Annotated in this window: 21 protein-coding genes and 1 pseudogene; 13 read left to right on the top strand and 9 right to left on the bottom strand. The window is 50.1% G+C overall.

The features are described from left to right. Position 1: 1 nt before the first annotated feature. From rsmE to metK, 5 genes are all read right to left on the bottom strand, one after another. Positions 2 to 733, bottom strand: coding sequence for a 16S rRNA (uracil(1498)-N(3))-methyltransferase (gene rsmE, locus LU633_RS19005; RefSeq protein ID WP_016190287.1), 732 nt, complete (start codon positions 731 to 733; stop codon positions 2 to 4). A gap of 74 nt (positions 734 to 807) precedes the next feature. Beyond that, positions 808 to 1,521, bottom strand: a complete 714-nt coding sequence (endA, locus tag LU633_RS19000; RefSeq protein WP_016190286.1) for a deoxyribonuclease I — start codon at positions 1,519 to 1,521, stop codon at positions 808 to 810. A 105-nt stretch (positions 1,522 to 1,626) separates the two neighbouring features. Further along, positions 1,627 to 2,151: a SprT family zinc-dependent metalloprotease gene (locus LU633_RS18995; RefSeq protein ID WP_040465323.1), complete on the bottom strand. Its 525-nt coding sequence runs from the start codon at positions 2,149 to 2,151 to the stop codon at positions 1,627 to 1,629. A 69-nt stretch (positions 2,152 to 2,220) separates the two neighbouring features. Continuing rightward, on the bottom strand, positions 2,221 to 3,618 hold the full coding sequence (locus tag LU633_RS18990) for a sugar porter family MFS transporter (protein WP_016190284.1): 1,398 nt from the start codon (positions 3,616 to 3,618) through the stop codon (positions 2,221 to 2,223). Between the two features lie 415 nt (positions 3,619 to 4,033). After that, a complete protein-coding gene (gene metK / locus LU633_RS18985; RefSeq protein ID WP_016190283.1) occupies positions 4,034 to 5,185 on the bottom strand; it encodes a methionine adenosyltransferase in 1,152 nt (383 codons plus the stop codon). 710 nt (positions 5,186 to 5,895) lie between these two features. Between metK and speA the strand changes: the two genes are divergently transcribed. The 3 genes from speA to LU633_RS18970 all read left to right on the top strand — a co-directional run bounded on the left by speA (position 5,896) and on the right by LU633_RS18970 (position 10,505). Beyond that, positions 5,896 to 7,872, top strand: a complete 1,977-nt coding sequence (gene speA, locus LU633_RS18980; protein WP_016190282.1) for a biosynthetic arginine decarboxylase — start codon at positions 5,896 to 5,898, stop codon at positions 7,870 to 7,872. A gap of 166 nt (positions 7,873 to 8,038) precedes the next feature. Further along, positions 8,039 to 8,974: an agmatinase gene (gene speB, locus LU633_RS18975; RefSeq protein ID WP_016190281.1), complete on the top strand. Its 936-nt coding sequence runs from the start codon at positions 8,039 to 8,041 to the stop codon at positions 8,972 to 8,974. Between the two features lie 490 nt (positions 8,975 to 9,464). Then, on the top strand, positions 9,465 to 10,505 hold the full coding sequence (locus LU633_RS18970) for an IS481 family transposase (protein WP_046371791.1): 1,041 nt from the start codon (positions 9,465 to 9,467) through the stop codon (positions 10,503 to 10,505). Between the two features lie 34 nt (positions 10,506 to 10,539). Here the strand turns inward: LU633_RS18970 and LU633_RS18965 are convergent, their stop codons facing one another. After that, on the bottom strand, positions 10,540 to 11,883 hold the full coding sequence (locus tag LU633_RS18965) for an IS4 family transposase (protein ID WP_046371940.1): 1,344 nt from the start codon (positions 11,881 to 11,883) through the stop codon (positions 10,540 to 10,542). Between the two features lie 825 nt (positions 11,884 to 12,708). On the opposite strand from LU633_RS18965, the gene tkt reads away from it, so the two are divergent. Continuing rightward, on the top strand, positions 12,709 to 14,700 hold the full coding sequence (tkt, locus tag LU633_RS18960) for a transketolase (protein ID WP_016190279.1): 1,992 nt from the start codon (positions 12,709 to 12,711) through the stop codon (positions 14,698 to 14,700). A gap of 519 nt (positions 14,701 to 15,219) precedes the next feature. Here tkt and LU633_RS18955 read toward each other — a convergent pair. Together LU633_RS18955 and LU633_RS18950 are read right to left on the bottom strand one after the other, a co-directional pair. After that, on the bottom strand, positions 15,220 to 15,762 hold the full coding sequence (locus LU633_RS18955) for a bactofilin family protein (RefSeq protein WP_157275217.1): 543 nt from the start codon (positions 15,760 to 15,762) through the stop codon (positions 15,220 to 15,222). Further along, the gene (locus LU633_RS18950; RefSeq protein WP_157275216.1) at positions 15,755 to 15,928 is read right to left on the bottom strand and encodes a hypothetical protein; all 174 of its coding nucleotides are present in this window, start codon (positions 15,926 to 15,928) and stop codon (positions 15,755 to 15,757) included. The genes LU633_RS18955 and LU633_RS18950 overlap by 8 nt, the downstream gene beginning before the upstream one ends. Before the next feature lie 460 nt (positions 15,929 to 16,388). On the opposite strand from LU633_RS18950, the gene epd reads away from it, so the two are divergent. From epd to LU633_RS18910, 8 genes and pseudogenes are all read left to right on the top strand, one after another. Beyond that, the gene (epd, locus tag LU633_RS18945) at positions 16,389 to 17,435 is read left to right on the top strand and encodes an erythrose-4-phosphate dehydrogenase (protein ID WP_016190277.1); all 1,047 of its coding nucleotides are present in this window, start codon (positions 16,389 to 16,391) and stop codon (positions 17,433 to 17,435) included. Positions 17,436 to 17,457: 22 nt separating this feature from the next. Beyond that, complete coding sequence (gene pgk / locus LU633_RS18940) at positions 17,458 to 18,618, top strand: phosphoglycerate kinase (RefSeq protein ID WP_016190276.1); 1,161 nt, start codon at positions 17,458 to 17,460, stop codon at positions 18,616 to 18,618. Between the two features lie 87 nt (positions 18,619 to 18,705). After that, a complete protein-coding gene (fbaA, locus tag LU633_RS18935) occupies positions 18,706 to 19,785 on the top strand; it encodes a class II fructose-bisphosphate aldolase (protein WP_016190275.1) in 1,080 nt (359 codons plus the stop codon). Between the two features lie 308 nt (positions 19,786 to 20,093). Beyond that, positions 20,094 to 20,978: a small-conductance mechanosensitive channel MscS gene (gene mscS, locus LU633_RS18930; RefSeq protein WP_016190274.1), complete on the top strand. Its 885-nt coding sequence runs from the start codon at positions 20,094 to 20,096 to the stop codon at positions 20,976 to 20,978. A 171-nt stretch (positions 20,979 to 21,149) separates the two neighbouring features. Then, positions 21,150 to 21,580, top strand: a pseudogene (gene tnpA / locus LU633_RS18925) (IS200/IS605 family transposase). A 191-nt stretch (positions 21,581 to 21,771) separates the two neighbouring features. Beyond that, the gene (locus LU633_RS18920; protein WP_016190272.1) at positions 21,772 to 22,401 is read left to right on the top strand and encodes a LysE family transporter; all 630 of its coding nucleotides are present in this window, start codon (positions 21,772 to 21,774) and stop codon (positions 22,399 to 22,401) included. A gap of 25 nt (positions 22,402 to 22,426) precedes the next feature. Continuing rightward, positions 22,427 to 23,032: an MFS transporter gene (locus tag LU633_RS18915; RefSeq protein ID WP_051124335.1), complete on the top strand. Its 606-nt coding sequence runs from the start codon at positions 22,427 to 22,429 to the stop codon at positions 23,030 to 23,032. A gap of 391 nt (positions 23,033 to 23,423) precedes the next feature. Then, on the top strand, positions 23,424 to 24,149 hold the full coding sequence (locus tag LU633_RS18910; RefSeq protein WP_016190270.1) for an oxidative stress defense protein: 726 nt from the start codon (positions 23,424 to 23,426) through the stop codon (positions 24,147 to 24,149). A gap of 6 nt (positions 24,150 to 24,155) precedes the next feature. On the opposite strand, the gene LU633_RS18905 is transcribed toward LU633_RS18910, so the two are convergent. After that, positions 24,156 to 25,052, bottom strand: a complete 897-nt coding sequence (locus tag LU633_RS18905) for a LysR family transcriptional regulator ArgP (protein WP_016190269.1) — start codon at positions 25,050 to 25,052, stop codon at positions 24,156 to 24,158. Positions 25,053 to 25,247: 195 nt separating this feature from the next. On the opposite strand from LU633_RS18905, the gene rpiA reads away from it, so the two are divergent. Then, a complete protein-coding gene (rpiA, locus tag LU633_RS18900) occupies positions 25,248 to 25,907 on the top strand; it encodes a ribose-5-phosphate isomerase RpiA (protein WP_016190268.1) in 660 nt (219 codons plus the stop codon). Positions 25,908 to 26,097 lie beyond the last annotated feature (190 nt).

Raw genomic sequence — 26,097 nt, 5'->3', positions numbered from 1 at the left:
CTTAACCCAGGTCACCAAAACGCACTTGTAATGCGGTAATGGCGGTGAGGGCAGTGGTTTCGGTACGCAACACGCGCGGGCCAAGTAAAATATCGGTAAAACCATAACGGGCTGTCATGCCAATTTCATCGGCGCTGAGTCCACCTTCAGGGCCAATCAATAATCGCACGCGCGACACCGGTTGAGGCAGTGTATTAATGCTCTGGCTTGCCCTTGGATGAAGATTTAACTTCAGGCCACACTCTTCTTCTGCACTCCAGGCCTCCAGCGTCATTGCGGTACGTATCTGCGGTACGCTGTTGCGGCCGCATTGCTCACAGGCGGCAATAACGATTTTCTGCCACTGCTGGATTTTTTTTGCCAGACGTTCTGCATCCAGCTTTACGCCACAGCGCTCGGAAAACAAGGGCGTAATGGCATTTACCCCCAGTTCGACCGCTTTCTGGATAGTGAATTCCATTTTCTCACCACACGACATAACCTGACCTAAATGAAGATTAAGCGGCGATTCCCGGTTATCTGTACGGCTGTCTGTTATGACAACGCGCACGTTTTTTTTGTTCACCTGCATAATTTCGGCGGAAAAAGTCAGATTACTGCCATTGAACAATTCGAGTGTCTGTCCGTTGCTCATGCGCAGTACTCGGCCAACGTGGTTAGCTGCGTCTTCGCTCAGTTCGATTTCATCACCCACCTTCAGTGGCTCGGGGTGAAAGATGCGGGGTATACGCATGCGGATCCTGATAAAAGTAGCGGATGCGCCCGGTAGCGCAGCCAAAAAGTGGTAACCAGTTTAGGACAGTGACTTTACCGCTGGCAAGCTTGCTGTATATGGGGATTGTGATTGCCCTGAACCTGAGCGATACGCTTATCGCGTTCGCACTCCCACGGCGTCACCGGATACTGTTTTCCCCATGCCGTCATGAGTTGTGTCTGCTTTTGCGACATGCTTATTTGATAACGGTCACGCATGTAAAACCAGGTGCGGGCGATAGGGCCTCTGGCGCGGACTGGTGGCTCTGCCAGCTTATTTTTGAAATCGATCTTCATTTCACACTGCCCATACTGATTCTCACCGCCACGCCACTGGCTGTACATAAAGTTGCCGCGATCGCCGTTAACCTCGCCAATAGCAGGCTGAAGATTATGTAAATCGGATTCTATCTGACGATAGCTGGCGTCTTTAGCACAGGCTTTTCTGCCACCCTGTTGCCAGCACTGGCGCTGATGACCGAAAGTCCAGGCAGGAACAACGTGCTCCCACTCAATGCGCTGTGCCCGGACGCTATTTTTTCGTATCTGGTAACCACAGGAGGCCAGGTCCGGAATGCCCTTTTTGCCCTGCCAGGTGATTTTGCAGCCGCAATAGAATGAACCAGGTGCATCGGCATTGATTTCAGCAGCGTACTCTTTCGCCTGGGCGAAACTGTTCTGATGGAAGTTGCCAGACGTGAGGGCGTGAGAAAACGCAGCGGGTAACAGCAAAGTAAGTGTAAGCAGGCTGGGAATTTTACGAAACATAATCTATTTATCGGTCATTTATGCAGGGCGCGAGAGTAACAGATGTTGGCAAAGAGCGGAAATCTGCCGCGGTAAATCAGCGATCGCAAGCACTCTTTTTAACGGTCACAGAGTGTTTTCTGCAGGTGAAAACATGTCGGGACAAAGTGGCCCCCCGCAGCGGACACAGCGATATTCGCTCTCGCCGCGCTGCACGCGATTGTGTCGTCTGACGGTCAGCTTATGTTGCTGGCAGTTGCAGCGGTAGGGAAAGGTGCGGCTGCGTACCGATGCCACCTCAAACTGATGGGTTCGCTTTGCTGAAACATTCAGTACGCTTTCCATCATCCATTTCCATTCTTTTCCATGGGGAGCGACGCGGCCAAAATGTTTCCACACCAGCAGGTGTGCCAGCTCATGAGGTACCACGTCATCAATAAATGCCTGTTCATTTTCCAGCAGCAGGACCGGGTTGAGGCGAATCTCCCACTGCTGTAGCCAGGCGCTGCCCGCAGTGGTGCCACGCTGCTGATAGACCAGCGTCGGTTCGGGGTAGTTGCGTGCGAGGCGTTGGTTTGCCTGCTGCAGTTTTTCACGCAGTGAGCGCATCACCGCCTGCTGCAAGGCTATCGGGAGTCGAAGGGGTTTCATAACGCTGAGAATACGATGCCAATGAGGTGAATACAATGAGACAGGCCGGATTTCCCCGGCCTGTGAAGATCAGTCGCGCTGACCAATATCGCGTAGTTTTTTGCCGCTCAAAAGGTTACGTTCAATGTGCTCCAGAGAAACATTTTTGGTTTCCGGGATCAAAGAAACTGTCAGAACGATAAAGAACAGGTTCAGCGCTGCATAAACCCAGAAGGTATTCGCGTTGCCCAGTGAATTCAGCATGGTCAGGAAGGTTGCACCGACGATCATATTGGCAATCCAGTTGGTCGCGGTGGATAGGGTGATACCAAAATCACGCCCTTTCAACGGCTGAATTTCAGAACAAAGTACCCAGATTAGCGGGCCTGCACTCATGGCAAAGCCAACGATAAACATCAGCAGCATGGCGATGGCAAAATATTGCGTCCCGGTAGAATGAATGCCTACGTGCAACATTGTACCGAGGATGCCCATGCCCAGTGCCATCACAAGGAAGCCCAGAATAAGTGTGGGTTTGCGGCCCCAGCGATCTACCAGGCCAATCGCGATAAAGGTGGCCAGCACATTGATCAAACCAACAATGACGGTGCCCCACATCTGTTCTGTGGTGTTGGTGAAGCCTGCGATTTCGAAAATTTTTGGTGCGTAATACATGATTACGTTCATGCCGGTAAACTGTTGCATGACCTGTAACAGAATGCCGAGATACACCGCACGACGGAAGTTGCTGTTATTTTTAAACAGGCTCCAGCCGAACTGTTTGATTTTCAGGCTTTCGCGAATTTCATCCAGCTCACGTTTGGCCTGTTCGCTGGTATCGCGCAGACGATCGAGCACGCGCTGGGCGCTACGGAAATCGCCTTTTGCTGCCAGCCAGCGGGGGCTGTTTGGCAGGAAGAAAACACCCACTAACAGGAGGGCGGCTGGGATAGTAATTACGCCCAGCATCCAGCGCCACTCTCCGCTGAAGCTAAAGGCGGTATCCGACAGATAAGCGCCCAGAATACCGATGGTGATCATGAGTTGGTAGAGAGAGATCATGCTGCCACGAATTTTCTCCGGTGCAATTTCTGAAAGATAGAGCGGTGCGGTGTAGGAGGCGACACCGACGGCCAGTCCAAGCAGAACGCGTGCCATGATCAGCATGTCCGGGTTGGTGGCCAGAGCTGACCACAGGGAGCCGATAACAAACAGGACTGCGCCAATCATCAGGCTCTTTTTGCGCCCGAGACGTGAAGAGAGCCAGCCGCTACCGATTGCTCCGATCGCTGCGCCAGACATCATTGAGCTGACAATCCATTCCTGCTGATGTGCGCTAACGTTGAAGTCTTTCGCAATAAAGGGCAATGCCCCCGCAATGACGCCGATATCAAGTCCAAATAACAGACCGGCCAGTGCGGCAAGGAAGCAGACGAAGAAGGTCATCGCCTTGTTCGATGTTCTGCTTGATGTCTTATTAACAGGCATAAAGCCTCCATATGAGTGGTACTGCTTATTGTTGTTATGAATGTTAGAAAACCCCGGCAGGTAAGACTGTGTTCATGATCACAACATTGTAATCGTTTACACGTGCGTTCTTTCGTAAAAAGGGAATTTTCATACGCGCTTGCGCTTTATAACCATCTTGTCATAGCACTAAATAGCTTCTCTTGCTTATCCGTTCGTCCTCTATCAGACAGCGCTGAAAATAGTGCATTCTGAGCATAGCTGTTAAGACTAAACATTCTTAATTATCTGAGAAACAGACTGTTTATCACTGTAATCGTTAACACCATTTGGTTTTTGCAAGTGTCAAACAGGGCGGGGCTGTGCGCTTTGTCAGCGCTGGCAGGCAGTAAAAAGGGCACCGCCTGGGCACCCTTAAGATATAAGAGATGGCTAATTACAGGCCGGCAGCCTCACGTAGCTGTGCTGCCTTATCCGTTTTTTCCCAGGGGAAGTGTTCACGACCAAAGTGACCATAGGCCGCGGTTTCACGGTAGATGGGGTGCAGCAGGTCAAGCATTTGAATCAAACCATACGGGCGTAAATCAAAAAACTCACGAACCAGCAGCGTGAGCTGTTCGGTGGGGACTTTTTCGGTACCGAACGTTTCCACCATGATAGAGGTCGGTTCAGCTACGCCAATCGCGTAAGACACCTGAATTTCACAGCGGTCTGCCAGGCCAGCAGCCACAATGTTTTTCGCTACGTAGCGCGCAGCATAAGCGGCGGAGCGGTCCACTTTAGACGGATCTTTACCAGAGAAAGCGCCGCCACCGTGGCGTGCCATACCGCCGTAAGTATCCACAATGATTTTACGACCGGTCAGACCGCAATCCCCCATTGGACCACCAATAACAAAACGGCCTGTTGGGTTGATGTGGTATTTGGTGCTTTCAGTGATCCACTCTGCTGGCAGAACAGGTTTAATGATCTCTTCCATCACTGCTTCCTGCAGATCTTTTTGTGAGATCTCTTCAGCATGCTGGGTTGAGAGCACAACGGCATCAATGCCCACAATTTTGCCATCATCGTACTGGAAGGTGATTTGGCTTTTCGCGTCGGGACGCAGCCACGACAGGGTTTTGTTTTTACGCACCTCGGACTGGCGCTGTACCAGACGGTGCGCGTAGGTTACGGGCGCTGGCATCAGCACGTCGGTTTCATTGGTGGCATAGCCAAACATCAGGCCCTGGTCACCCGCACCCTGTTCCAGAGGGTCGGCGCGATCAACACCCTGATTAATGTCCGGAGACTGCTTACCGATAGCATTCAGCACGGCGCAAGAGTTGGCATCAAAGCCCATATCGGAATGAACATACCCGATTTCACGCACAGTATTGCGGGTGATTTCTTCGATATCGACCCAGGCGCTAGTGGTAATTTCACCACCGACCAGCACCATGCCTGTTTTAACATATGTTTCACAAGCAACACGTGCTTTAGGATCCTGCTCAAGAATGGCATCGAGCACGGCATCGGAAATCTGGTCAGCGATTTTATCGGGATGTCCTTCTGAGACGGACTCGGAAGTAAACAAGTGTTTGGCCATTTATTCTTTACCTTACTGAAACGGGTTGAAATCTACAGCGTAGCGCCTGAACAGAAACCAGCGGCCTCTGAGCGCCCCTTCAGGCAAAGCCATGAGCAGTACATAACTTAAGACGCCTGGAAGTTAACCAGTATAGACGGATCAACATCTGGATGGCCATTCTAGGTTACTCGCTGGACGTATTGCCAGTTTTTTTATCTTGAGAAAACCCGGTCAGAAATGAAAGTGACAAATTTTATCGCTGACAGGGCCATGATAAACGCGTGAATACTGCTGCATTGTGCTTTATGGCGCTCCTGTGTGACATGCTAACCGGGATGCTTTTCTGGCTTTCCAATTCTAGCCTGGTTTTTTCCTGTCTGGTTTCACCAACCCGGTAGTAACAGGTGCATTAACTCACTGTGCGATGCGTCCCTGTTCCCCGGTCACTGCCAGATTATTCCGGGTGAATGCAGCTGTCCGGGTTCATTTATCTGACACCGTTGCACAATAACATCAGTATCAGCATGCGCATTTTTCTTTCCGGTGCTGGAAGGGCGCTCGTTTCTCTGTGCGATTGGTATCAGGCTTTTAATGATATACTTTCGCTGCTATCGGGTAGCATGCTTCAGCGTTTTATACTGAGATTTACCCTTCCGGCCGGGTTGTTGTTGCAGTTTTTCCCTGCAATAGTAGTTCACTGTTTCATATCATTGAATTTGAGGCTCGCGATGTCTGACGATATCAAGACAACCAAAAGTTCGTCAGCAGGCGAACAAAGAGAACCCCGCTCAATGCAGGAAATGGCCATGAGTGATCGGGATGCCAGTAAAATGCTGCGCACTTACAACATTGCGTGGTGGGGGAACAACTATTACGACGTCAATGAGCTGGGGCATATCAGCGTTTGCCCCGATCCTGACGTGCCGGAAGCTCGCGTTGATTTGGCCAAACTGGTCAAAGAGCGTGAAGCAGAAGGACAGCGACTGCCTGCATTGTTTTGCTTTCCGCAAATCTTACAGCACCGCCTGCGTTCAATTAACGCAGCGTTTAAAAGGGCGCGCGAGTCCTACGGTTATCGCGGTGATTACTTTCTGGTTTATCCGATAAAGGTGAATCAGCACAAGCGTGTGATTGAGTCCCTGATTAATTCAGGTGAGCCGCTGGGTCTGGAAGCAGGTTCGAAGGCTGAATTGATGGCGGTGCTGGCACATGCGGGTATGACTCGCTCAGTGATCGTCTGTAACGGCTATAAGGATCGCGAATATATTCGCCTGGCGCTTATTGGCGAGAAGATTGGCCACAAGGTCTATCTGGTGCTGGAAAAAATGACCGAAGTGAAGCTGGTGCTGGAGGAAGCAGAGCGTCTTAATGTCGTTCCGCGTCTTGGCATCCGTGCGCGTCTGGCTTCACAGGGTTCCGGCAAGTGGCAGTCCAGCGGCGGTGAAAAATCGAAATTTGGTCTTTCGGCTTCGCAGGTGTTGCAGCTGGTGGATATTATGCGAAGTGCCGGGCGTCTGGAAAGCCTGCAATTACTGCATTTCCATCTTGGTTCGCAGATGGCCAACATCCGTGATATCGCCACTGGCGTGCGTGAGTCAGCGCGTTTTTATGTGGAACTGGCAAAACTCGGCGTCAATATTCAATGCTTTGACGTGGGCGGGGGCCTCGGCGTGGATTACGAAGGAACGCGTTCACAGTCAGACTGCTCGGTAAACTACGGCCTGAACGAATACGCTAACAATGTTATCTGGGCCATTGGCCACGCCTGCGACGAACACAACTTGCCGCATCCGACGGTGATTACCGAGTCCGGACGCGCGGTGACCGCACACCATACCGTGCTGGTTTCCAATATTATTGGGGTCGAACGTAATGAATTCAGCACGCCCGTTGCGCCATCTGACGACTCGCCCCGCCCGATTATCAGTATGTGGGATACCTGGCAGGAGATGCATGAACCGAATAATCGGCGTTCACTGCGCGAATGGCTGCATGACAGTCAGATGGACCTGTTTGATATTCACACCGGATATTCACAGGGAACCTACAATTTAACGCAGCGTGCCTGGGCGGAGCAGCTTTACCTGAGCATTTGCCATTATATCCAACAGCATCTCGACCCGAGCAACCGCGCCCACCGACCAATCATTGACGAATTGCAGGAACGTATGGCGGATAAAATTTACGTCAATTTCTCGCTTTTTCAGTCGATGCCCGATGCGTGGGGCATCGACCAGCTGTTCCCGGTTCTGCCGCTGGAAGGCCTGAATAAGTCACCCGAGCGCCGCGCAGTGCTGCTTGATATTACCTGTGATTCTGATGGCACCATCGATCATTACGTCGATGGGGATGGGATTGCCACCACCATGCCAATGCCGCAATACGATGTGGATAATCCCCCGATGCTGGGTTTCTTTATGGTGGGCGCTTACCAGGAAATCCTCGGCAACATGCATAATTTGTTTGGTGATACCGAAGCGGTGGATGTGTTTGCGTTTGCTGATGGTAGCGTGGAAGTCCAGCTTTCCGACGAGGGTGATACCGTGGCGGATATGCTGGAGTATGTTCAGCTGGACCCGAAAGAACTGCTTACCCATTTTCGTAATCAGATCAAACGAAGTGAACTTGACGAAGAGTTGCGTGCACAGTTTGTGGCTGAGTTTGAGTCTGGCCTTTACGGTTACACCTATCTGGAAGATGAATAGTGGTCTTCGCTGCCAGCTGCTGATTTCCGGTATCCACCGGCGCTGAAAAGATGAAATGATGTTGAGAAAATAATCCAATCCCTTCCTCGTCGGGCTAAACGACGCGGCAGGGATTTTTTTAACGATGCAGCCGGTTGCTCTGGCTGTGAGCAAATGAGGCGTTGTTATGAATAATACTCTGGGTAACCAGTATGATAACTCATTGGTTTCTAATGCTTTTGGTTTTATGCGTTTCCCTGTTAATTTTCAACCCTGGGACAGCGACGCGGAATGGGTGATCACTGGCGTCCCTTTTGATGCGGCAACGTCAGGCCGTCCCGGAAGCCGCATGGGGCCTGGCACCATTCGTCAGATCTCCACCAATCTTGCGTGGGAAGGCTGCCGCTGGCCGTGGAATTTTGACTTGCGTCAGCGCCTGAAGGTGGTTGACTGTGGCGATTTGGTCTATGCCTTTGGCGACTCGCAGGACATGAGTGATAAATTGCAGGCGCACGCAGAAAAGCTTCTGCAAAACGGTAAGCGCATGCTGACCTTTGGTGGCGATCATTATGTCACGCTGCCTTTGCTGCGCGCCCACGCAAAACATTTTGGAAAAATGGCGCTGGTGCATTTTGATGCACACACGGATACCTATTCTAACGGACCAACGTTTGACCACGGCACCATGTTCTGGACCGCGCCGAAAGAGGGGCTGATTTCGCCAGAGCATTCGGTGCAGATTGGTATCCGTACTGAATTTGATCCAACTCTCGGTTTTAATGTGCTGGATGCAGCGCAGGTTAACGACCGTCGCGTTGATGATGTGATCGCCGAAGTGAAAAAAACCGTAGGCTCTCTGCCGGTATACCTGACTTTTGATATCGACTGTCTCGATCCGGCGCATGCGCCAGGTACCGGTACGCCAGTGATTGGCGGCTTGACCACGGACAGGGCCACCAAACTTCTGCGGGGGCTGCAAGGACTGAATATTGTTGGTATGGACCTGGTGGAGGTGGCTCCGGGTTACGACCAGTCCGACTTGACATCGCTGTCGGCAGCCACGCTGGCGCTGGATATGCTGCATGTTCAGGCAGCGAACAAAGACGCGGGGCAGGCTGGCTAAAGGTGTGGTTATCCGTACCGGGCGTGTGACAAGGATAAAGGCTGGCAAATATGCTGCTGGCCTTCGTCTTTGTCAGTCTTTCAACGCCGCTTTCCAGCTGCAGAGGACCGATCACACACTTTCCTACACGCTAAAGGCGAGTCATCTGCCTGCTGTTGGGAGAGTGGGGCGTTAATCAGTTTTTTGCCCTGTTTGTACGGCAGTAAAGCGGGCTGCTCTTGCCTTCTTTTTTCAAATCACAGGCGCAGGCATGTCTTTGCTTGTGGCAGAACGGTGCGTTAATCCATTTTCACCTTTATGGACTGGCGCGCCTTATGCCGCACGGCAAGGAGACTGCCGGGCGTACGATAATATATAAGCCCTCTGCACTAATGCTGGTCACTTAAGGTGTATTAGTCGCGACTTGATCTGACACTGGACCTTGAAAGGTTGAGAGTTACCGGTTTTGATATGGGTGTCTAATCCTTAAACAAAACGCGAGGTAACTCTCATGATTCATACTAACAATCCCATCATCAAACACAAAGCCGGCCTGCTCAATCTCGCCGAAGAACTCGGTAACGTATCAAAAGCCTGCAAGATCATGGGCGTGTCACGCGACACGTTTTACCGTTATCAGGAACTGGCTGCTGAAGGCGGCATCGATGCGCTGATTAACCAGAACCGCCGCGTCCCCAACCTGAAGAACCGCGCCGACGAAGCCACTGAACGCGCTGTTGTTGAATATGCCGTTGAGTTCCCGGCCCACGGGCAACACCGGACCAGTAATGAGCTGCGTAAAAAAGGCGTGTTTATCTCCGGTAGCGGCGTGCGCTCCATCTGGCAACGGCACGACCTGGAGAACTTCCGTAAACGCCTGAAGGCACTTGAGGAAAAGGTCGCCAGAGAAGGCATCGTGCTTACCGACGCTCAAATCGCAGCGCTGGAGAAGAAGGCCCACGATGACGAGGCCAGCGGAGAAATCGAAACTGCTCACCCGGGTTATCTCGGGTCGCAGGACACCTTCTACGTGGGCAATCTGAAAGGTGTGGGTCGTATCTACCAGCAGACGTTCGTGGATACGTACTCGAAAGTGGCACACTGCAAGCTGTATACGAGTAAAACGCCGATCACCGCCGCAGACCTGCTCAATGATCGCGTACTGCCGTTCTACGAGGCTCAGGGACTGCCGATGCTGAGGATCCTGACCGACAGGGGAACGGAGTACTGTGGTAAGGTGGAGCAGCATGATTACCAGCTGTATCTGGCCATCAACGATATCGACCATACAAAAACGAAGGCGATGTCTCCGCAGACGAACGGCATCTGCGAGCGCTTCCATAAAACTATTTTGCAGGATTTTTATCAGGTTACGTTCCGTAAGAAGTTATACGAAGACCTGGAGAGCCTGCAAACGGATCTGGACAACGGGTTGTGGCATTACAATAATGAGCGAACTCATCAGGGAAAAATGTGCTGCGGGCGTACGCCAATGGCCACGTTACTTGATGGTAAACGAGTCTGGGCAGAAAAAAATCTGAACCAGATGTAATCTGACAGACACCTGTATAAATAACCGGTAACTGTCAGATCAGGTCTGAGCTAGTACACTTAAGGTGACCAGCAACCTTTTTATCCGGATATTTCCTGCTCTTTACCCTCAACTCTCTCGGGTAACTTCGCTCTCTTCTACCCGGTAACACAAGCCATTTCGCCTGTTCATACAGGGTTCTCAGTTCTCCCGGCATTTTTCCCGGCGAAGCCCAGGGCAGGGTTATCAGCATCCGGATTATTTCGCTTATCGCTCCACTGAAGCTCAGCTGGTAAGGCAGGTAATCTCCTTTCAGATGGAACGCCATCTGCACCATCTGATATCGCACCAGGTTATAAGCCAGCAGTACCCCCCATAGCTCCTGTCTCACCAGCTCCGGCAGGCGACTGCGTAATGTCCACCGGCTGTCCAGCATACCCTGCTTTGCTTCCCGGTAGCCCAGTTCTATTTCCCAGCGGTGGCGATATAGCTCGCTGATATCTTTACCCGGATAGCGATTCGGGTCTGTCAGTGACGTCAGCACCTGCCTCTCTTTACCGTCTACCCTGCGGGTCAGCAGTCTTGCCACCATTTCTTCCGGGACCCCTGGCCATTGCTTCCTGGCTCGTGGACTGGTTTTCAGGCATATCAGTTCATCTCCACGCCCCAAACGGCGAACCACCTGATACTGTACGTGTTTTTTCAACGGCAACAACCAGTGACGGTGTTCTCCTGCTGTCTGCCAGTGATGAAGCAGACCCATCGAATAAAATCCCTTATCGAACAGGGTGATACTGTTATTCGGGGTTTTCTCCGTCAGGTGCTCAGCCAGCCGCATTTCACTGACTTTTTCACTGTCGAATGCACTGGCGGCGATCAGATGGCTGCTCAGCTCCATCAGACAAACCATTCGCACCTGAGGATAGCCGCCTTCGCCGTACTGGCTGCTGTGTTTACTGAAGACGGCTCTGTTTTCCGGCGTATCGGCGGTACGCCAGACCACGCCGTCGACAGCAAACAGATTCAGACCGTGCCATTTTGGATGTGCAGCCTGCTGATTCCAGTGCTGCTGTGTGATATCAAAAAGCTCCCGCACTGCATTTTCACCCAGAGTCTTACGGCGCTGAATGACAGCGCTGCGTGCGGTAAAAGGAGCTCCGGTCCGGTCAGTAATATCCATCAGATTGACGATTTCGGTCATCGGACGATCGCAAAAAATGGACATCCCAACGACAAGCCAAATCATGGATTCGAGGGAAAGTTTACGTTTACGCAAAGTAACGGTATCGGTCAGGGTGAGCGCCTGCTGAATAAGCTCGGGAGGAATAAGGTCGGCGAGACTACGGGCGCGCTCAGGAGTGGCGGCATTGATGATGCCGAGGGCCTGGGAAAGTTCCATTTAAAAAGGGTTCCATGATGAACATAGAACCCTTTTTACCGCATAAACCGGATCGGTCAACCGATCCTTAAATGATCGGCATTAGCCCTCTGCACTGGTGAGATGTGTGCTTCGGCACGCCTTTAACGTTATGATTCGCCATCAGGTTCAGCATCTGAATAACTGCGTCTGATAGCGCTACACTTGCCATTTATTGACATGTGACAGCTACGCAACAGCGCCACTTAGCGGAGGTAACAGCATCAATCCCTTTTCCCGCAGAGACTGGCAAACAGTATAACACTATTCCGCACAGCTATTTAGCTGTAGGTGGTTGAGCTATCAGGGTAAATCTGTCAGTTGGCAGGTGCATTGCTACTTGTGTTGCCTGACGCGGCGGGATTGGCTGGTCTGAGTGCTGCTGGCAGGCGTTATCAGCGCCTGGCTGCTCGGTTTTGTCACCTGTTGGTCAGCGGCTGTCGGCCCCGGGGCCATATTGTCCTGGAATGGTGCTGTTAATCATTTAACAGACGACTAGTACCCTCGCGAATGCCCACAGGGGCATGACTTAATTAACTTCATCCTGTCCACTCTTCAGGTAACAAAAACAGATATCTGGTCTGCCAGACAATGAGAAAAATAGCCTGCTGCCGGCGTGTTCCCTGCCGATGTGTAGTCTTTGTGTCTGAAAGTTGCAATCACAGTTCTGCTTTTTTGCAGCTGACGCCATGTACAGGCCACCTGTTTTTCATGTACATTGAGGGTCGACTTTTTCACCATTTCCTTTTAAATTATTGATTAATAATGCTTATAAGGTGAGGTGTACAACCCGACCTGGAGTAGAACATGTCTTCTCGTAAAGAGCTTGCGAATGCTATTCGTGCTTTAAGTATGGATGCGGTACAGAAAGCGAAATCAGGCCACCCGGGTGCGCCGATGGGAATGGCGGATATTGCTGAAGTATTATGGCGTGATTTCCTGAACCACAACCCGACCAACCCGCTATGGGCCGATCGTGACCGTTTTGTACTCTCTAACGGCCACGGTTCCATGCTGATTTACAGCCTGCTACATCTCAGTGGTTACGATCTGCCAGTTGCTGAACTGGCTAATTTCCGCCAGCTGCATTCTAAAACTCCAGGTCACCCGGAATACGGCTACACTGCTGGCGTGGAAACCACTACCGGCCCGCTGGGCCAGGGGATTGCCAACGCCGTAGGAATGGCTATTGCAGAGCGCACTCTTGCTGCACAGTTCAATCGCCCCGAACATGAGATTGTCGACCATCATACCTATGTGTTTATGGGTGACGGCTGCATGATGGAAGGCATCTCCCATGAGGTTTGCTCACTGGCGGGAACGTTGAAGCTGGGTAAACTGGTTGCTTTTTACGACGATAACGGCATTTCGATTGACGGCCACATTGAAGGCTGGTTTACCGATGATACGGCACAGCGCTTTGAATCATACGGCTGGCATGTTGTACGCGGCGTGGATGGTCACGACGCCGCGTCAATCAAAAAAGCGATTGAAGAAGCGCAGGCGGTGGGCGACAAGCCTTCACTGCTGATGTGTAAAACTGTGATTGGTTTTGGTTCACCCAATAAAGCCGGTAGCCATGATTCGCACGGTGCGCCACTGGGCGATGATGAAATTGTGCTAACGCGTAAGCAGCTGGGCTGGAGCTCTGCTCCGTTTGAGATCCCGCAGGACATTTATGCTCAGTGGGATGCAAAAGAAGCCGGTCAGGCAAAAGAAGCGGCATGGAACGAAAAATTCGCTGCTTATCAGCGTGCTTTCCCGGCACTGGCCGCTGAATTCAAACGCCGTATGAGCGGTGAATTGCCTGAGAACTGGCAGTCTGAATCACAGAAATTTATTGAACAGTTACAGGCAACGCCAGCGAGCATTGCCAGCCGTAAAGCCTCGCAGAATACGCTGGAAGCCTTTGGCAAATTACTGCCAGAGTATCTGGGCGGTTCTGCTGACCTCGCACCAAGCAACCTGACAATGTGGTCTGGCTGTAAAGCCATTAACGAAGACGCGGCGGGTAATTATATCCATTATGGCGTGCGCGAATTTGGCATGACCGCTATCGCAAACGGTATTACGCTGCACGGTGGTTTCCTGCCTTATACCGCGACGTTTCTGATGTTTGTGGAGTACGCCCGAAACGCTGTCCGTATGGCGGCGCTGATGAAAATTCGTCAGCTGATGGTTTACACCCACGATTCTATCGGCCTGGGCGAAGATGGTCCGACGCACCAGCCGGTTGAACAGTTAGCCAGTCTGCGCGTGACGCCAAATATGAGCGTGTGGCGTCCCTGCGATCAGGTTGAATCGGCTGTTGCATGGAAATACGCCATCGAGCGTCAGGATGGGCCTACCGCACTGATCTTTTCCAGACAGAACCTTGCGCAGCAGTTCCGTACCTCAGAGCAGCTGGCGAATGTGGCCCGTGGTGCTTATGTGCTGAAGGACTGTGACGGACAGCCGGAGCTGATCCTGATTGCCACCGGCTCTGAAGTTGAACTGGCCGTAAGCGCTTATGAGCGCCTGAGCGCGGAAGGTCGTCAGGTTCGTGTGGTTTCTATGCCATCTACCGATGCGTTTGATAAGCAGGACCTGGTCTATCGTGAATCTGTACTGCCGAAAGCGGTCAGCGCCCGCGTCGCTATCGAAGCAGGCATTGCTGATTACTGGTACAAATATACCGGACTGAATGGGGTAATTGTGGGCATGACCACATTTGGCGAATCTGCGCCTGCCGATCAGCTGTTCAAGGTATTTGGTTTCACGGTGGATAACGTGGTCGCTAAGGCAAAAGAGCTGCTGTAATTAACAGGCTCGCCTGCTTCAGTAGGCGAACTTGTTTATTGCGTATTGATAATTCCGTCCTGTTAGCATAATTATTAACAGGTTGTGATTCCGCCTGATCGCATGTGGATGTGAACCTGCTGGCTCAGGCGGAGGTTTTTTTCAGTACGCCCCTGTCCACGGTATTAGAGTGGTCTTCTGTGAGGACCCTTTTTACCGCTGATTTAAAACCATGTTCTGTGGATGAAGTTCTTAACTCTGAATAACTGTTCTGAATACCACTACACCTGGTCGGGTTGGTTATAAATCAATCAGTTTAATCAGGTGAATGTAAGGCCCTGGTATGCCTGCATTCCATAACAGTTATGATCAACGGCTGACGTGATAAGGCCTGATACAAAGTGAAGCACAATTGGGAATGTCTGTTCAGGTGATGGCCTTTTTTTCAGCACATCTGGGCAGAGCGAAACTTCTTTTTAAAGGTATATGGCTGCGCCCCGTGGGAAGCAAACAAAGCCCACCCAAACATTTCTTTTTGCTTTACGACTGTTCCTCTCGCCAATATAAATCCGAACGCAGCGATAATATGGCATCGGCCCCCTCCGTGGAGGTATCTGTGTTTTTTATTGACTGCTCATAAGGTTTCGAATAACCATGGAAACGACCATCAGGGTGCACCGAAAGGGATTCGCATTCTATCGTGCCGTTCAGACGGCCCAGCGCATTGATTGCCAGCGTCTGGCTCCGGCAAAGACCTTTAAGCTCCCCGCTGACATCAATTCGCTCTGCATAAACTTCGCCATCCACCCGACCATTTTTTTGTACGAAGACGGTTTTTTCACAGTTGATGATGCCGTTTATTGAACCATTAATATGAATATCTCCCGCTGCATTGATGTCGCCTTTAATGGTGCATGTTTCAGGAATGGTTGTACTGTCAGATACATCATGTGGAGGAACAACCAGTGTCGGCTCAATTCCGTCGTGACAGGTCAGGTCACTCTCCGTTAGTGAGTAAGCCTCTGGCTCAACAGCGCGTGACGCTTGCGCTTCACAGATAATTTTATTTTTGCGTTTAAACATGGTCAGCCCCTTTTTGCATAATAGATTTCTGAACACCCATCCGCTGATAATGCTTGCTGTCAGCCAGACCAGCAGCCCTGAGTTCTGGCGTAGCAGAGCCAGCGATCTTTCCCATCCCACGCAGAAGAAAACCAATATTACTGACCAGAGTAACCAGATAAGCCATAGCAGGTTGATGCTCATAATTTGGTACGAGTTATCCAGATATGGGAGGGAGGGCGCAGCAGTCAGAATAACTTTCCTGGTGTCTGGCGCTGGTGTTGACATGTCCGTGCTCCTTCCCTGAAGCGATTGCCAGATGCATGATTTCTGCTGTTGTGTTTGTGTGTAACAGCCAGCTTCTTGCGTAAGTGACTTTACGCTTAATTAAAAAGAGAACGGTCTGATTTTGAGCTGTCTACTTTCTAAATGTGATCCTTGTCAGACTTTCAGCTTATTGATGGAGGATACGCATTCCAATTATTCCTCGTTATCATTATTGTAACTGAATCGTTTCAGTTTTGGTTTTCCCCGATAAATGTCTGGCCAGCTTCGGCGATAGCTAAACACGAATTTTCTGTACAAACGTGGAGACTTGGCTCAGGCTAATGCACCAGTTTTACACTGAATTCTGATGCAGGAGTGATATGACGGTTCGCATTGCCATCAACGGCTTTGGCCGCATTGGACGTAACGTTGTTCGGGCGCTTTATGAATCCGGTCGCCATGGTGAAATTACCGTTGTTGCCATCAACGAATTGGCTGAAGCCGCCGGTATGGCACATCTACTGAAATATGATACCAGTCATGGTCGTTTTGCCTGGGATGTTCGCCAACAGCGCGATTCACTGTGGATTGGCGACCATTGCATCCGCCTGCTTCATCGGGCCGATATCCGCGATTTGCCATGGTGCGAGATGGATGTGGATGTGGTCCTTGACTGTACGGGCGTGTATGGCAGTCGTGCAGATGGGGAAGCGCATCTGGCCGCGGGCGCAAAAAAAGTGCTCTTTTCACACCCAGGTGATAATAATCTCGATGCCACTGTGGTCTATGGCGTCAATGAAAAAGCATTAAAAGCCAGCGATTTGATTGTTTCCAATGCGTCCTGCACCACTAACTGTATTATTCCCGTGATCAAACTGTTGGATGATGCTTTTGGTATTGAGTCTGGTACTGTCACCACCATTCATTCTGCGATGCACGATCAGCAAGTGATAGACGCCTATCATACTGATCTGCGCCGAACCCGTGCGGCCAGCCAGTCTATTATTCCTGTGGATACTCGTCTGGCTGCGGGCATTTCGCGCATTTTCCCTAAATTCAGCGACTGCTTTGAAGCCATTGCAGTACGTGTTCCCACCATAAACGTCACGGCGATTGACCTGAGCGTCACCGTTCGTTCCGCGGTCACTGCCTGTGAGGTCAATGTGCTGCTGCTTGATGCCGCAGAGAAAGCATTTAATGGTATAGTTGACTATACGGAATTACCGTTAGTCTCCATAGATTTTAACCACGATCCGCACAGTGCCATTGTGGACGGCACTCAGACGCGGGTCAGCGGTCAGCACCTGATCAAAACGCTGGTCTGGTGCGACAATGAATGGGGCTTTGCTAACCGGATGCTGGATACCACGTTAGCCATGGCCGCCAGGGGCTTCAGCCAGAGCGCGGATTGCGCTTTTAAAATTTAGAGAATCAACGAGAGGACTCACCATGTCTGTAATTAAGATGACCGATCTGGATCTTGCTGGGAAACGTGTACTGATTCGCTCCGATTTGAACGTGCCGGTGAAAGAAGGGGTCGTTACGTCCGATGCGCGTATCCGTGCCTCACTGCCCACCATTGAAGCCGCGCTGAAACAGGGTGCGAAAGTGATGGTAACCTCTCACCTGGGGCGTCCGACCGAAGGTAAATATAACGAAGAGTTTTCCTTACTCCCTGTTGTTAACTATCTGAAAAGTAAATTTTCTTCTCCGGTTCGTCTGTCCAAAGATTATCTTGATGGTGTGGATGTTGCGGCTGGTGAGCTGGTGGTTCTTGAAAACGTTCGTTTTAATAAAGGCGAGAAGAAAGACGATGAAACGCTCGCAAAAAAATATGCTGCACTCTGTGATATTTATGTAATGGATGCCTTTGGTACCGCGCACCGCGCACAGGCGTCCACACACGGCGTCGGCAAATTTGCCTCTGTTGCCTGCGCTGGCCCGCTTTTGGCTGCCGAACTGGATGCGCTGGGCAAAGTGCTGAAAAGCCCTGCCCGCCCCATGGTGGCCGTTGTCGGTGGTTCGAAAGTTTCGACCAAGTTCGACGTGTTGAATTCACTGGTGAAAATCGCCGATACCGTCATTGTGGGTGGCGGCATTGCTAACACCTTTGTGGCCATTGACAACAATGTAGGTAAATCACTTTACGAACCTGATTTCGTCGAGTCGGCGAAAAAACTGCGTGATGAATTTAAAATTCCTGTGCCGACCGACTCTCGCGTAGGAACGGAATTCTCCGAAACTGCGCCAGCTACCGTTAAAAAAGTGTCTGAAGTCAGCGACAACGAAGAGATCATGGACTTTGGTGATGACACCGCTCATGCAATGGCTAAATTGCTGAAAGGAGCTAAAACTATTCTGTGGAACGGCCCGGTAGGCGTCTTTGAATTCCCTAATTTCCGTAAAGGAACCGAAATCGTGGCGAAAGCCATTGCAGAGAGTGACGCATTTTCTATCGCAGGCGGTGGCGATACGCTGGCGGCTATCGATCTGTTCGGTATTGAAGATAAGATTTCTTACATCTCTACCGGCGGCGGTGCTTTCCTTGAGTTTGTTGAAGGTAAAAAACTGCCCGCAGTTGCGATGCTCGAAGAGCGCGCTAAACAATAATTTTCTGGCGGAGAGTGCAGTTCCCGCCTTAAAAGTTTTCTTTAATGACCAAATCCATTACTACGACCGATGAAGCAGGACAAAAACATGTCTAAAATTTTTGATTTCGTAAAACCAGGCGTTGTCACCGGTGACGACGTGCAGAAAATTTTTAAAGTTGCAAAAGAAAATAAATTTGCGCTTCCCGCCGTTAACTGCGTGGGTACTGACTCTATTAATGCCGTTTTGGAAACTGCTGCGAAAGTTAAGGCACCGGTCATCATCCAGTTTTCTAACGGCGGTGCTGGATTTATTGCAGGTAAAGGCATCAAGTCTGACAGGCCCCAGGCTGCTGCAATTCTTGGTGCAATTTCTGGTGCTCATCACGTGCACCAGATGGCAGAGCACTACGGTGTGCCGGTCATTCTGCATACTGACCACTGTGCCAAAAAATTGCTGCCGTGGATCGATGGATTGCTGGATGCAGGTGAAGCGCACTTTGCGAAAACTGGCAAGCCACTTTTTTCTTCCCATATGATTGATTTGTCAGAAGAATCTTTGGAAGAAAACATTGAAATTAGCAGCAAGTATCTAGCCCGCATGGCTAAAATCGATATGACGCTGGAAATTGAACTGGGTTGCACTGGCGGTGAAGAAGATGGGGTTGATAACAGCCACATGGATGCTTCTGCCTTGTACACTCAGCCAGAAGATGTTGATTATGCTTATGAAAAGCTGAATGCGATCAGCCCACGTTTCACTATTGCGGCTTCGTTCGGTAACGTACACGGCGTTTACAAGCCGGGTAACGTGAAGCTGACGCCAACCATTTTGCGTGACTCTCAGGAGTATGTGAGCAAGAAACACAACCTGCCTCATAACTCACTGGATTTCGTTTTCCACGGCGGCTCCGGTTCGTCTGCTGCAGAAATCGAAGAATCCATCAGCTATGGTGTCATCAAGATGAATATCGATACCGATACCCAGTGGGCAACCTGGGACGGTATCCTGCAGTACTACAGAAAGAATGAAGGCTACCTGCAGGGCCAGTTAGGAAATCCTGAAGGTGCAGATAAGCCGAATAAAAAGTATTACGATCCACGCGTATGGCTGCGTTCCGCTCAGACTTCAATGATTACCCGTCTGGAGCAGGCATTTAAAGAACTGAACGCTGTCGACGTTCTGTAAGCTTTATTTGCACCATCTTCAAGGCTCCTTCGGGGCCTTTTTTTGTCCTGAAAGCATTATAAAAAGAGCGTGAATGCAGCGCTTACTTTTCAGGGTAGGTTAGCAGGAGGCACTTCATGCTATCTGCTTGCATCGCGTCGGTTTAACCAGCACACGGATTTTCATGGCTCTGTTAAGTAACAACTTATTAATTTCACAGGCCATTTGGCAGTACTCACTATTTTTGGTTACGATTAAGGTTTGGGATGTCAGCCAGGCTGGCAAAGAATAACTGGTCACGAACCATCGTTAATAACAGGATAATTAATATGGAAGATCTTAACGTAGTCGACAGCATTAACCACGCAGGAAGTTGGTTGGTGCGCAACCAGGCGCTGCTTCTGAGCTATGCCGTCAATATTGTGGCGGCCATCGCGATTCTCATTGTCGGGATGATTATGGCACGCCTGATTTCTAATACATTGAATAAATTGCTGGTTGCGCGGCACATCGATGCCACGGTGGTTGACTTTCTTTCTGCGCTCGTACGTTATGGACTGATTGCTTTTACCTTTATTGCTGCGCTTGGTCGGATTGGTGTTCAGACAGCGTCGGTTATCGCGGTACTGGGTGCGGCGGGTCTGGCTGTGGGTTTAGCGTTACAGGGGTCCCTTTCTAACCTGGCGGCAGGTGTGCTGCTGGTGATGTTCCGGCCTTTCCGCACAGGTGACTTTATTGACATTGGCGTGATGGGTACGGTGACGAGCGTGCAAATTTTCTCAACTACCCTGAAGTCATCCGATGGTAAGATCGTTGTGGTTCCAAACGGAAAAATAATTGCCGGGAATATTGTCAACTATTCACGTGAACCCGTGCGGCGTAACGAATTTATTATCGGTGTGTCTTACGATGCCGATGTGGATAACGTCATCAAATTATTTCAGGAGGTGGTTGATGCGGAACCACGCGTACTGCAAGACAGGGGGGTACAGATCGGTTTGAACGAATTAGCTGCGTCTTCAATGAATTTTGTCGTGCGTTGTTGGAGTAATGCTGGTGACTTACAAAATGTTTACTGGGACCTGATGAAAAATTTCAAACGTGCGCTGGATGCGAACGATATCGGTATACCTTATCCACAAATGGATGTTCATCTGCATCAGGATAAATCGTCGACGTCGGCTGAGAAGAATCGGCCCATATCGCTCAGTTAAATTGCACGGTAACTAAATTAATCACTTAAAGGTGGCCGTTGGCCCCCTTTTTTTATCCCTGCATGAACACCACCTCCTGTGGAGGTGGTCAGCAATAAGCTGGCTCTGCCAGTCATGCTACTCATGGGAAAATCCGAATCTGTTATCCCCATAACTGCCAGGGATTTAACCATGAGCAGATTCCAGAAAGCATCTCATTTGCTCTGGTGTTGTCAATATCATATCGTATGGACACCCAGGTACCGGTTTCGCATCCTCAGGAACAATGTTGGTAAAGAGGTCTGTAAGCCGATAAGGATCTCAGGTGAGCAGCCCGGGATAGAAGTAGTGGAGCTGAATGTCCAGAAAGACCATGTCCGTTTGCGGGTAAAAGTGCCTCCACGGCTTTCGATTTCCCATGTAACAGGCGACTTAAAGGGTAAAACAGCCCTTCGATTGTTCAGTAAATTTCCCTGCCTGCGTAAGAACAAGCAGTGGGGAATGATTTTTGGGCAAGAGGTTATTGTGTCGATACCGTAGGTACAAACGAAGAAATGATAAGAAAGTACGTGAAGTATCAGGAAAAACATGAAGTTGAAGATAGCCAGCTTCCACTGAAATAAGTGTGAAGGGAAGGCTCTCTGAGTCTGGACTTAGTGCGCCCCTGTGGGGCGAAATCAATGGCACCTGCTATGCAGGTGGTTTTTTACGCTTTTGTATTGGTTTTTTTGACGCGTATTAATTATTTTTAATTTTAACTAATAATATGGTTTCTCTACACTCAGCACACATTATTAAGCAAAGGAATATCGGAATGTGGGCTGTGTATTTGCAGGGAATGATATTAAGTGCCGCGCTAATCTTGCCACTGGGGCCGCAGAATGTATTTGTAATGAATCAGGGCATACGACGAGAACATCACCTGATGACAGCCAGCCTGTGCGGGCTGAGTGACATTATATTGATGTGTTGCGGAATCTTTGGCGGGGGTCCCTTGTTAATAAAATCCACTCTCGTACTGAAGTTGGTCACGCTGATGGGCATCCTTTTTCTGTTCTGGTATGGCTGGCAGAATTTCCGTGCTGCGTTGAACGGCGGAGATAAATTTACCCCAATTCAGCTCACGCGGAACGGTCGCGTGCAGATTATTGCCGCTCTGATGGCCGTAACCTGGCTCAATCCACATGTCTGGCTCAATCCACATGTCTGGATCGATACTTTCGTGGTGCTGGGCAGTGCAGGTGGACAGCTGCCTGAAACGATGCGGACCTGGTTTGCATTTGGTGCAGCCAGCGCTTCGCTGCTGTGTTTTTTTAGCCTTGCACTGCTGGCTACCCGGCTTTCCTCTTGGATAAAGGCGGCGCGTGTTCAGTGTGCCATTCATTTTCTTGTCGCCGCCATGATGTGGTGGATTGCTGCAAAACTGGCGCTGGGTTATTTATAAAGGGTGTTCGGGGTCCGAATATAGCGTGATTATTGCCTTAAAATGCGCTTGTGATACTCATCGTAATGGGATTAAACCGTTTTTTAAATTCGTCCGTCTTCCCCGGCAAATCTGGTCTGCCGCAGCGGCATTCAAAAGTTGGCAATTTTATGTCATTGCTGCCGCTTACACCTCTTTTCTGCTTTGTGACATCACGGTCAATAGTTTTGCCGTTGCTCAAATCCACGAGCAGGGTTATTCAACTACGCTTGCTGGCAGTCTGCTAAGTATTCAGGCTCTGATTAATGCATTTTCATGCGTTGTGGGCGGTATTTTGGGGGAGTTTATTCACTTGAAAAAACGCCTGATCATTAGTCTATCCTTAATTATTGTGGGCATGATTGCGATAAGTCAGGCTAATTCGGTATTGATATTGTTTTTATTTACACTGGGTATTGGTGCAGGTAGTGGCATGATATTTCTGGCAAGTGGCGTGCTGCTGACGGATTATTTTGGCCGACAGCCTTATCTGGAGTTGTTCTCCGTAATGAACCTTATTTCCACCGTTGCCTGTTTTGGGCCGTTGCTGGCTGGAATAATCAAAGATATTAGCGGTAGTTTTACCACTGCTTTTATGCTTGTGTTCCATTAGTCATTCTTCTGCTGGCCATTGTGATGAAAAGACCTCAGCAGATGAACAGCCCGCATACAAGGGTAATATCTGAATAAGCATCCTTGCCGTTAAAAGATCGCCAGCACCTGAGAGAACAGAACATGTCTGGATGGATGTGAAATATTGAGTTCGGCTCATTTTTACCTGTTGCCAGTGGTTTTGGTGCTATTTAAAGAATACTCCGACAGTGCCCAGTGCCGGTCGGTGGCAGGAGTATCTTGATAAGGAACTAACAGCAGCAATCACGGTCGTATCGTGGCGCTTATCAGCGTTCAATCCTGTGTCTGCTTCGCTTAGGTGTAACTCTTTGCCTGTACAGGGCAACACAGACTCATCTTCTAATACCAATAACGCTCCATGGAGGCACATCGTGAAACTGATCAATCTGGCGTTGATTGTTGCAATTGGATTCGCCACCTTGCCTGCCGCTACCCTGGCGGATGAACTGCCAAATGGCCCACACGTTGTAACTTCTGGCCAGGCCAGTGTCGAAGCAACGCCGGATATTGCCACATTGACGATTGAAGTGAATGTTTCAGCAGGTGAGGCCGTTGAAGCTAAGAAACAGGCTGACGCCCGTGTTGCTCAATATTTTGATTTTCTCTCAAAAAACGGCATTGAGAAAAAGGACATCGCAGCTGCCAATCTGCGAACGCAGCCAGAATACGATTATCTGAAAGATGGTAAGGCGCAACTCAAAAGCTATCGTGCCATACGCCAGGTACAGATTACTTTGCGACAGCTCGATAAGCTGAATGGATTGCTCGATGGTGCACTGAAGTCGGGGTTGAATGAAATTCGCTCGGTTGAACTGGCCGTGGCCGAGCCAGAAAATTACCGTAATCAGGCTCGCCAGGCAGCGATCAATAATGCTATTCAGCAAGCAGCAGAGCTGGCAAAAGGTTTCAATGCGAAACTGGGATCGGTGTGGAGTATTCGCTATCGCGTTGCAAACTATCAGCCAATGCCGATTACCCGCATGTATAAAACAGCAGACGCCGCGCCCATGATGTCTGCCGCGCAGACTTATGAGCAGCGGAGTATTCATTTTGATGATCGGGTTGATGTTGTCTTTGAACTGCAGCGCAATCAGTAAGCGTGCTCACAGAGCCTGACGTAGTACCCGGTGGCCGTAGGCAATCAGTGCATCGGTCACCTTACGCATCAGGCGGCTTTCAGGTGTAAAGCGGTGCCAGTAAAGCATCCTGCGCTGAAAAAGTCCCGGGGTCAGGTCGATCAGTTCGCCTTCAGCCAGTTCACGTTCAATTTGCAGGTGGGGGATCATACAGCAGGTTGTTCCCTGCCGGGCCAGTTGTACAAAGGCTTCTGAAGAGTTGACGATATGGCAGGGTACGCTACCGGGAGATAAGTCGAAATTTTGCTGTAAAAAAGCCTGGTGCATATCATCGAGATGGTCAAAAGCCACCGCCGGTGCTTTCAGCAACGCTGAACGCGTTACGCCGTTTTGGAAATAGCGAGCGGCAAACTCTTTAGAACCGACAAACAGATAATCCAGTGCACCCAACTGGTCAACCAGACAACTGGGCAAAGGTTGCGGCTGGATACTGACGGCTCCCACCACTTCACCTCGTCTCAGCCTTTCCTGAGTACGGCTTTCGTCTTCAACCTGTAAGTTCAGACGTACTGGCGAGTCACTCAGTACCGTTTTTAGTGCAGGAAGTAACCATGTCGCCAGACTGTCGGCATTCACCGCGATAGAAAGCAGCAGCGGAGTAGTCCCGCCATTTTCATCGCCCAGCCATTCCTCTTCAAGCAGTTCAACCTGGTGCAGTAAGGCCAGCAGCTTTTGCCCCTGTTCTGTCGGGCGTGGTGGAACGGTACGCACCAGCAAGGGCTGACCGAACATATTCTCCAGCTGCTTGATACGCTGAGAAACGGCTGACTGGGTAATACAGAGTTTTTGTGCTGCACGTTCAAAACCACGCTCACGTACCACTGCATCCAGCGCCTGAAGCGTTCGATAATCCGGGCGTTTCATTGATTCATTCAACTCTCATTCAGGTGTGGAAAGAGCACTATGCCATAAATTTGTCATGTTGCGCTGTAGAACATGAACATTATCAATGTGCAGCGTTGTGGGCTGGTCAGCAAAGTGTCAAGAAATGCTGCATAGCAGAGACCGGGTTGTTTTATACTGTCGCCTTACTCTAAGCGCAAGGATTGTAAAATTATCATGACGCAGGATGAACTAAAAAAGGCGGTCGGCTGGTCGGCACTGGACTACGTTAAACCTGGCACGGTGGTCGGGGTGGGAACAGGTTCTACGGCGGCGCACTTTATTGATGCGCTGGGTTCCGTTAAACACCAGATTGACGGTGCTGTTTCAAGCTCAGAAGCCTCTACGCTCAAGTTAAAGAGCCTCGGTATCGCCGTTTTTGATTTTAATGAGGTTGATTCACTGTCGGTTTATGTGGATGGCGCCGACGAAATCAACGGTCAGATGCAAATGATCAAAGGTGGAGGGGCTGCACTCACACGCGAAAAAATTATTGCCGCAGTAGCGGATAAATTCATTTGTATTGCAGACCAGTCAAAGCAGGTTGATGTACTGGGAAAATTTCCACTGCCAGTTGAAGTGATCCCGATGGCCCGCAGTTATATTGCGCGCGAGCTGGTAAAACTGGGTGGACTGCCCGAATATCGCCAACATGTTGTGACCGACAACGGGAATATCATCCTTGACGTTCATAATCTGCACATTCTCAATGCGATTGAACTGGAAACCGCAATCAATGCGTTGCCCGGTGTCGTGACGGTCGGTTTATTTGCAGCGCGGCCCGCAGATGTTGCACTCATCGGCACAGCTAATGGCGTAAAAACGATTGTAAAATGATCGTGTAGTGGTGGTTGCTCCAGGTGATTTTGGTAAAAAAACATCTTTTATTTTTTTTATCAAAATTTAGTGATTTATGTCCAAAAATTGAGTCTTGCAGGGGAATGGTGCTAACAAGGGCATCACGCCCCTGATTATTTGTTGATTTGTGTCGCTCTGCGCGAGGCATCTGCTGGCGGGTGAGTAATCG

It is taken from the genome of Erwinia tracheiphila, assembly GCF_021365465.1.
GTDB lineage: Bacteria > Pseudomonadota > Gammaproteobacteria > Enterobacterales > Enterobacteriaceae > Erwinia > Erwinia tracheiphila.
This window is presented reverse-complemented; position numbering and strand designations above follow the sequence as displayed.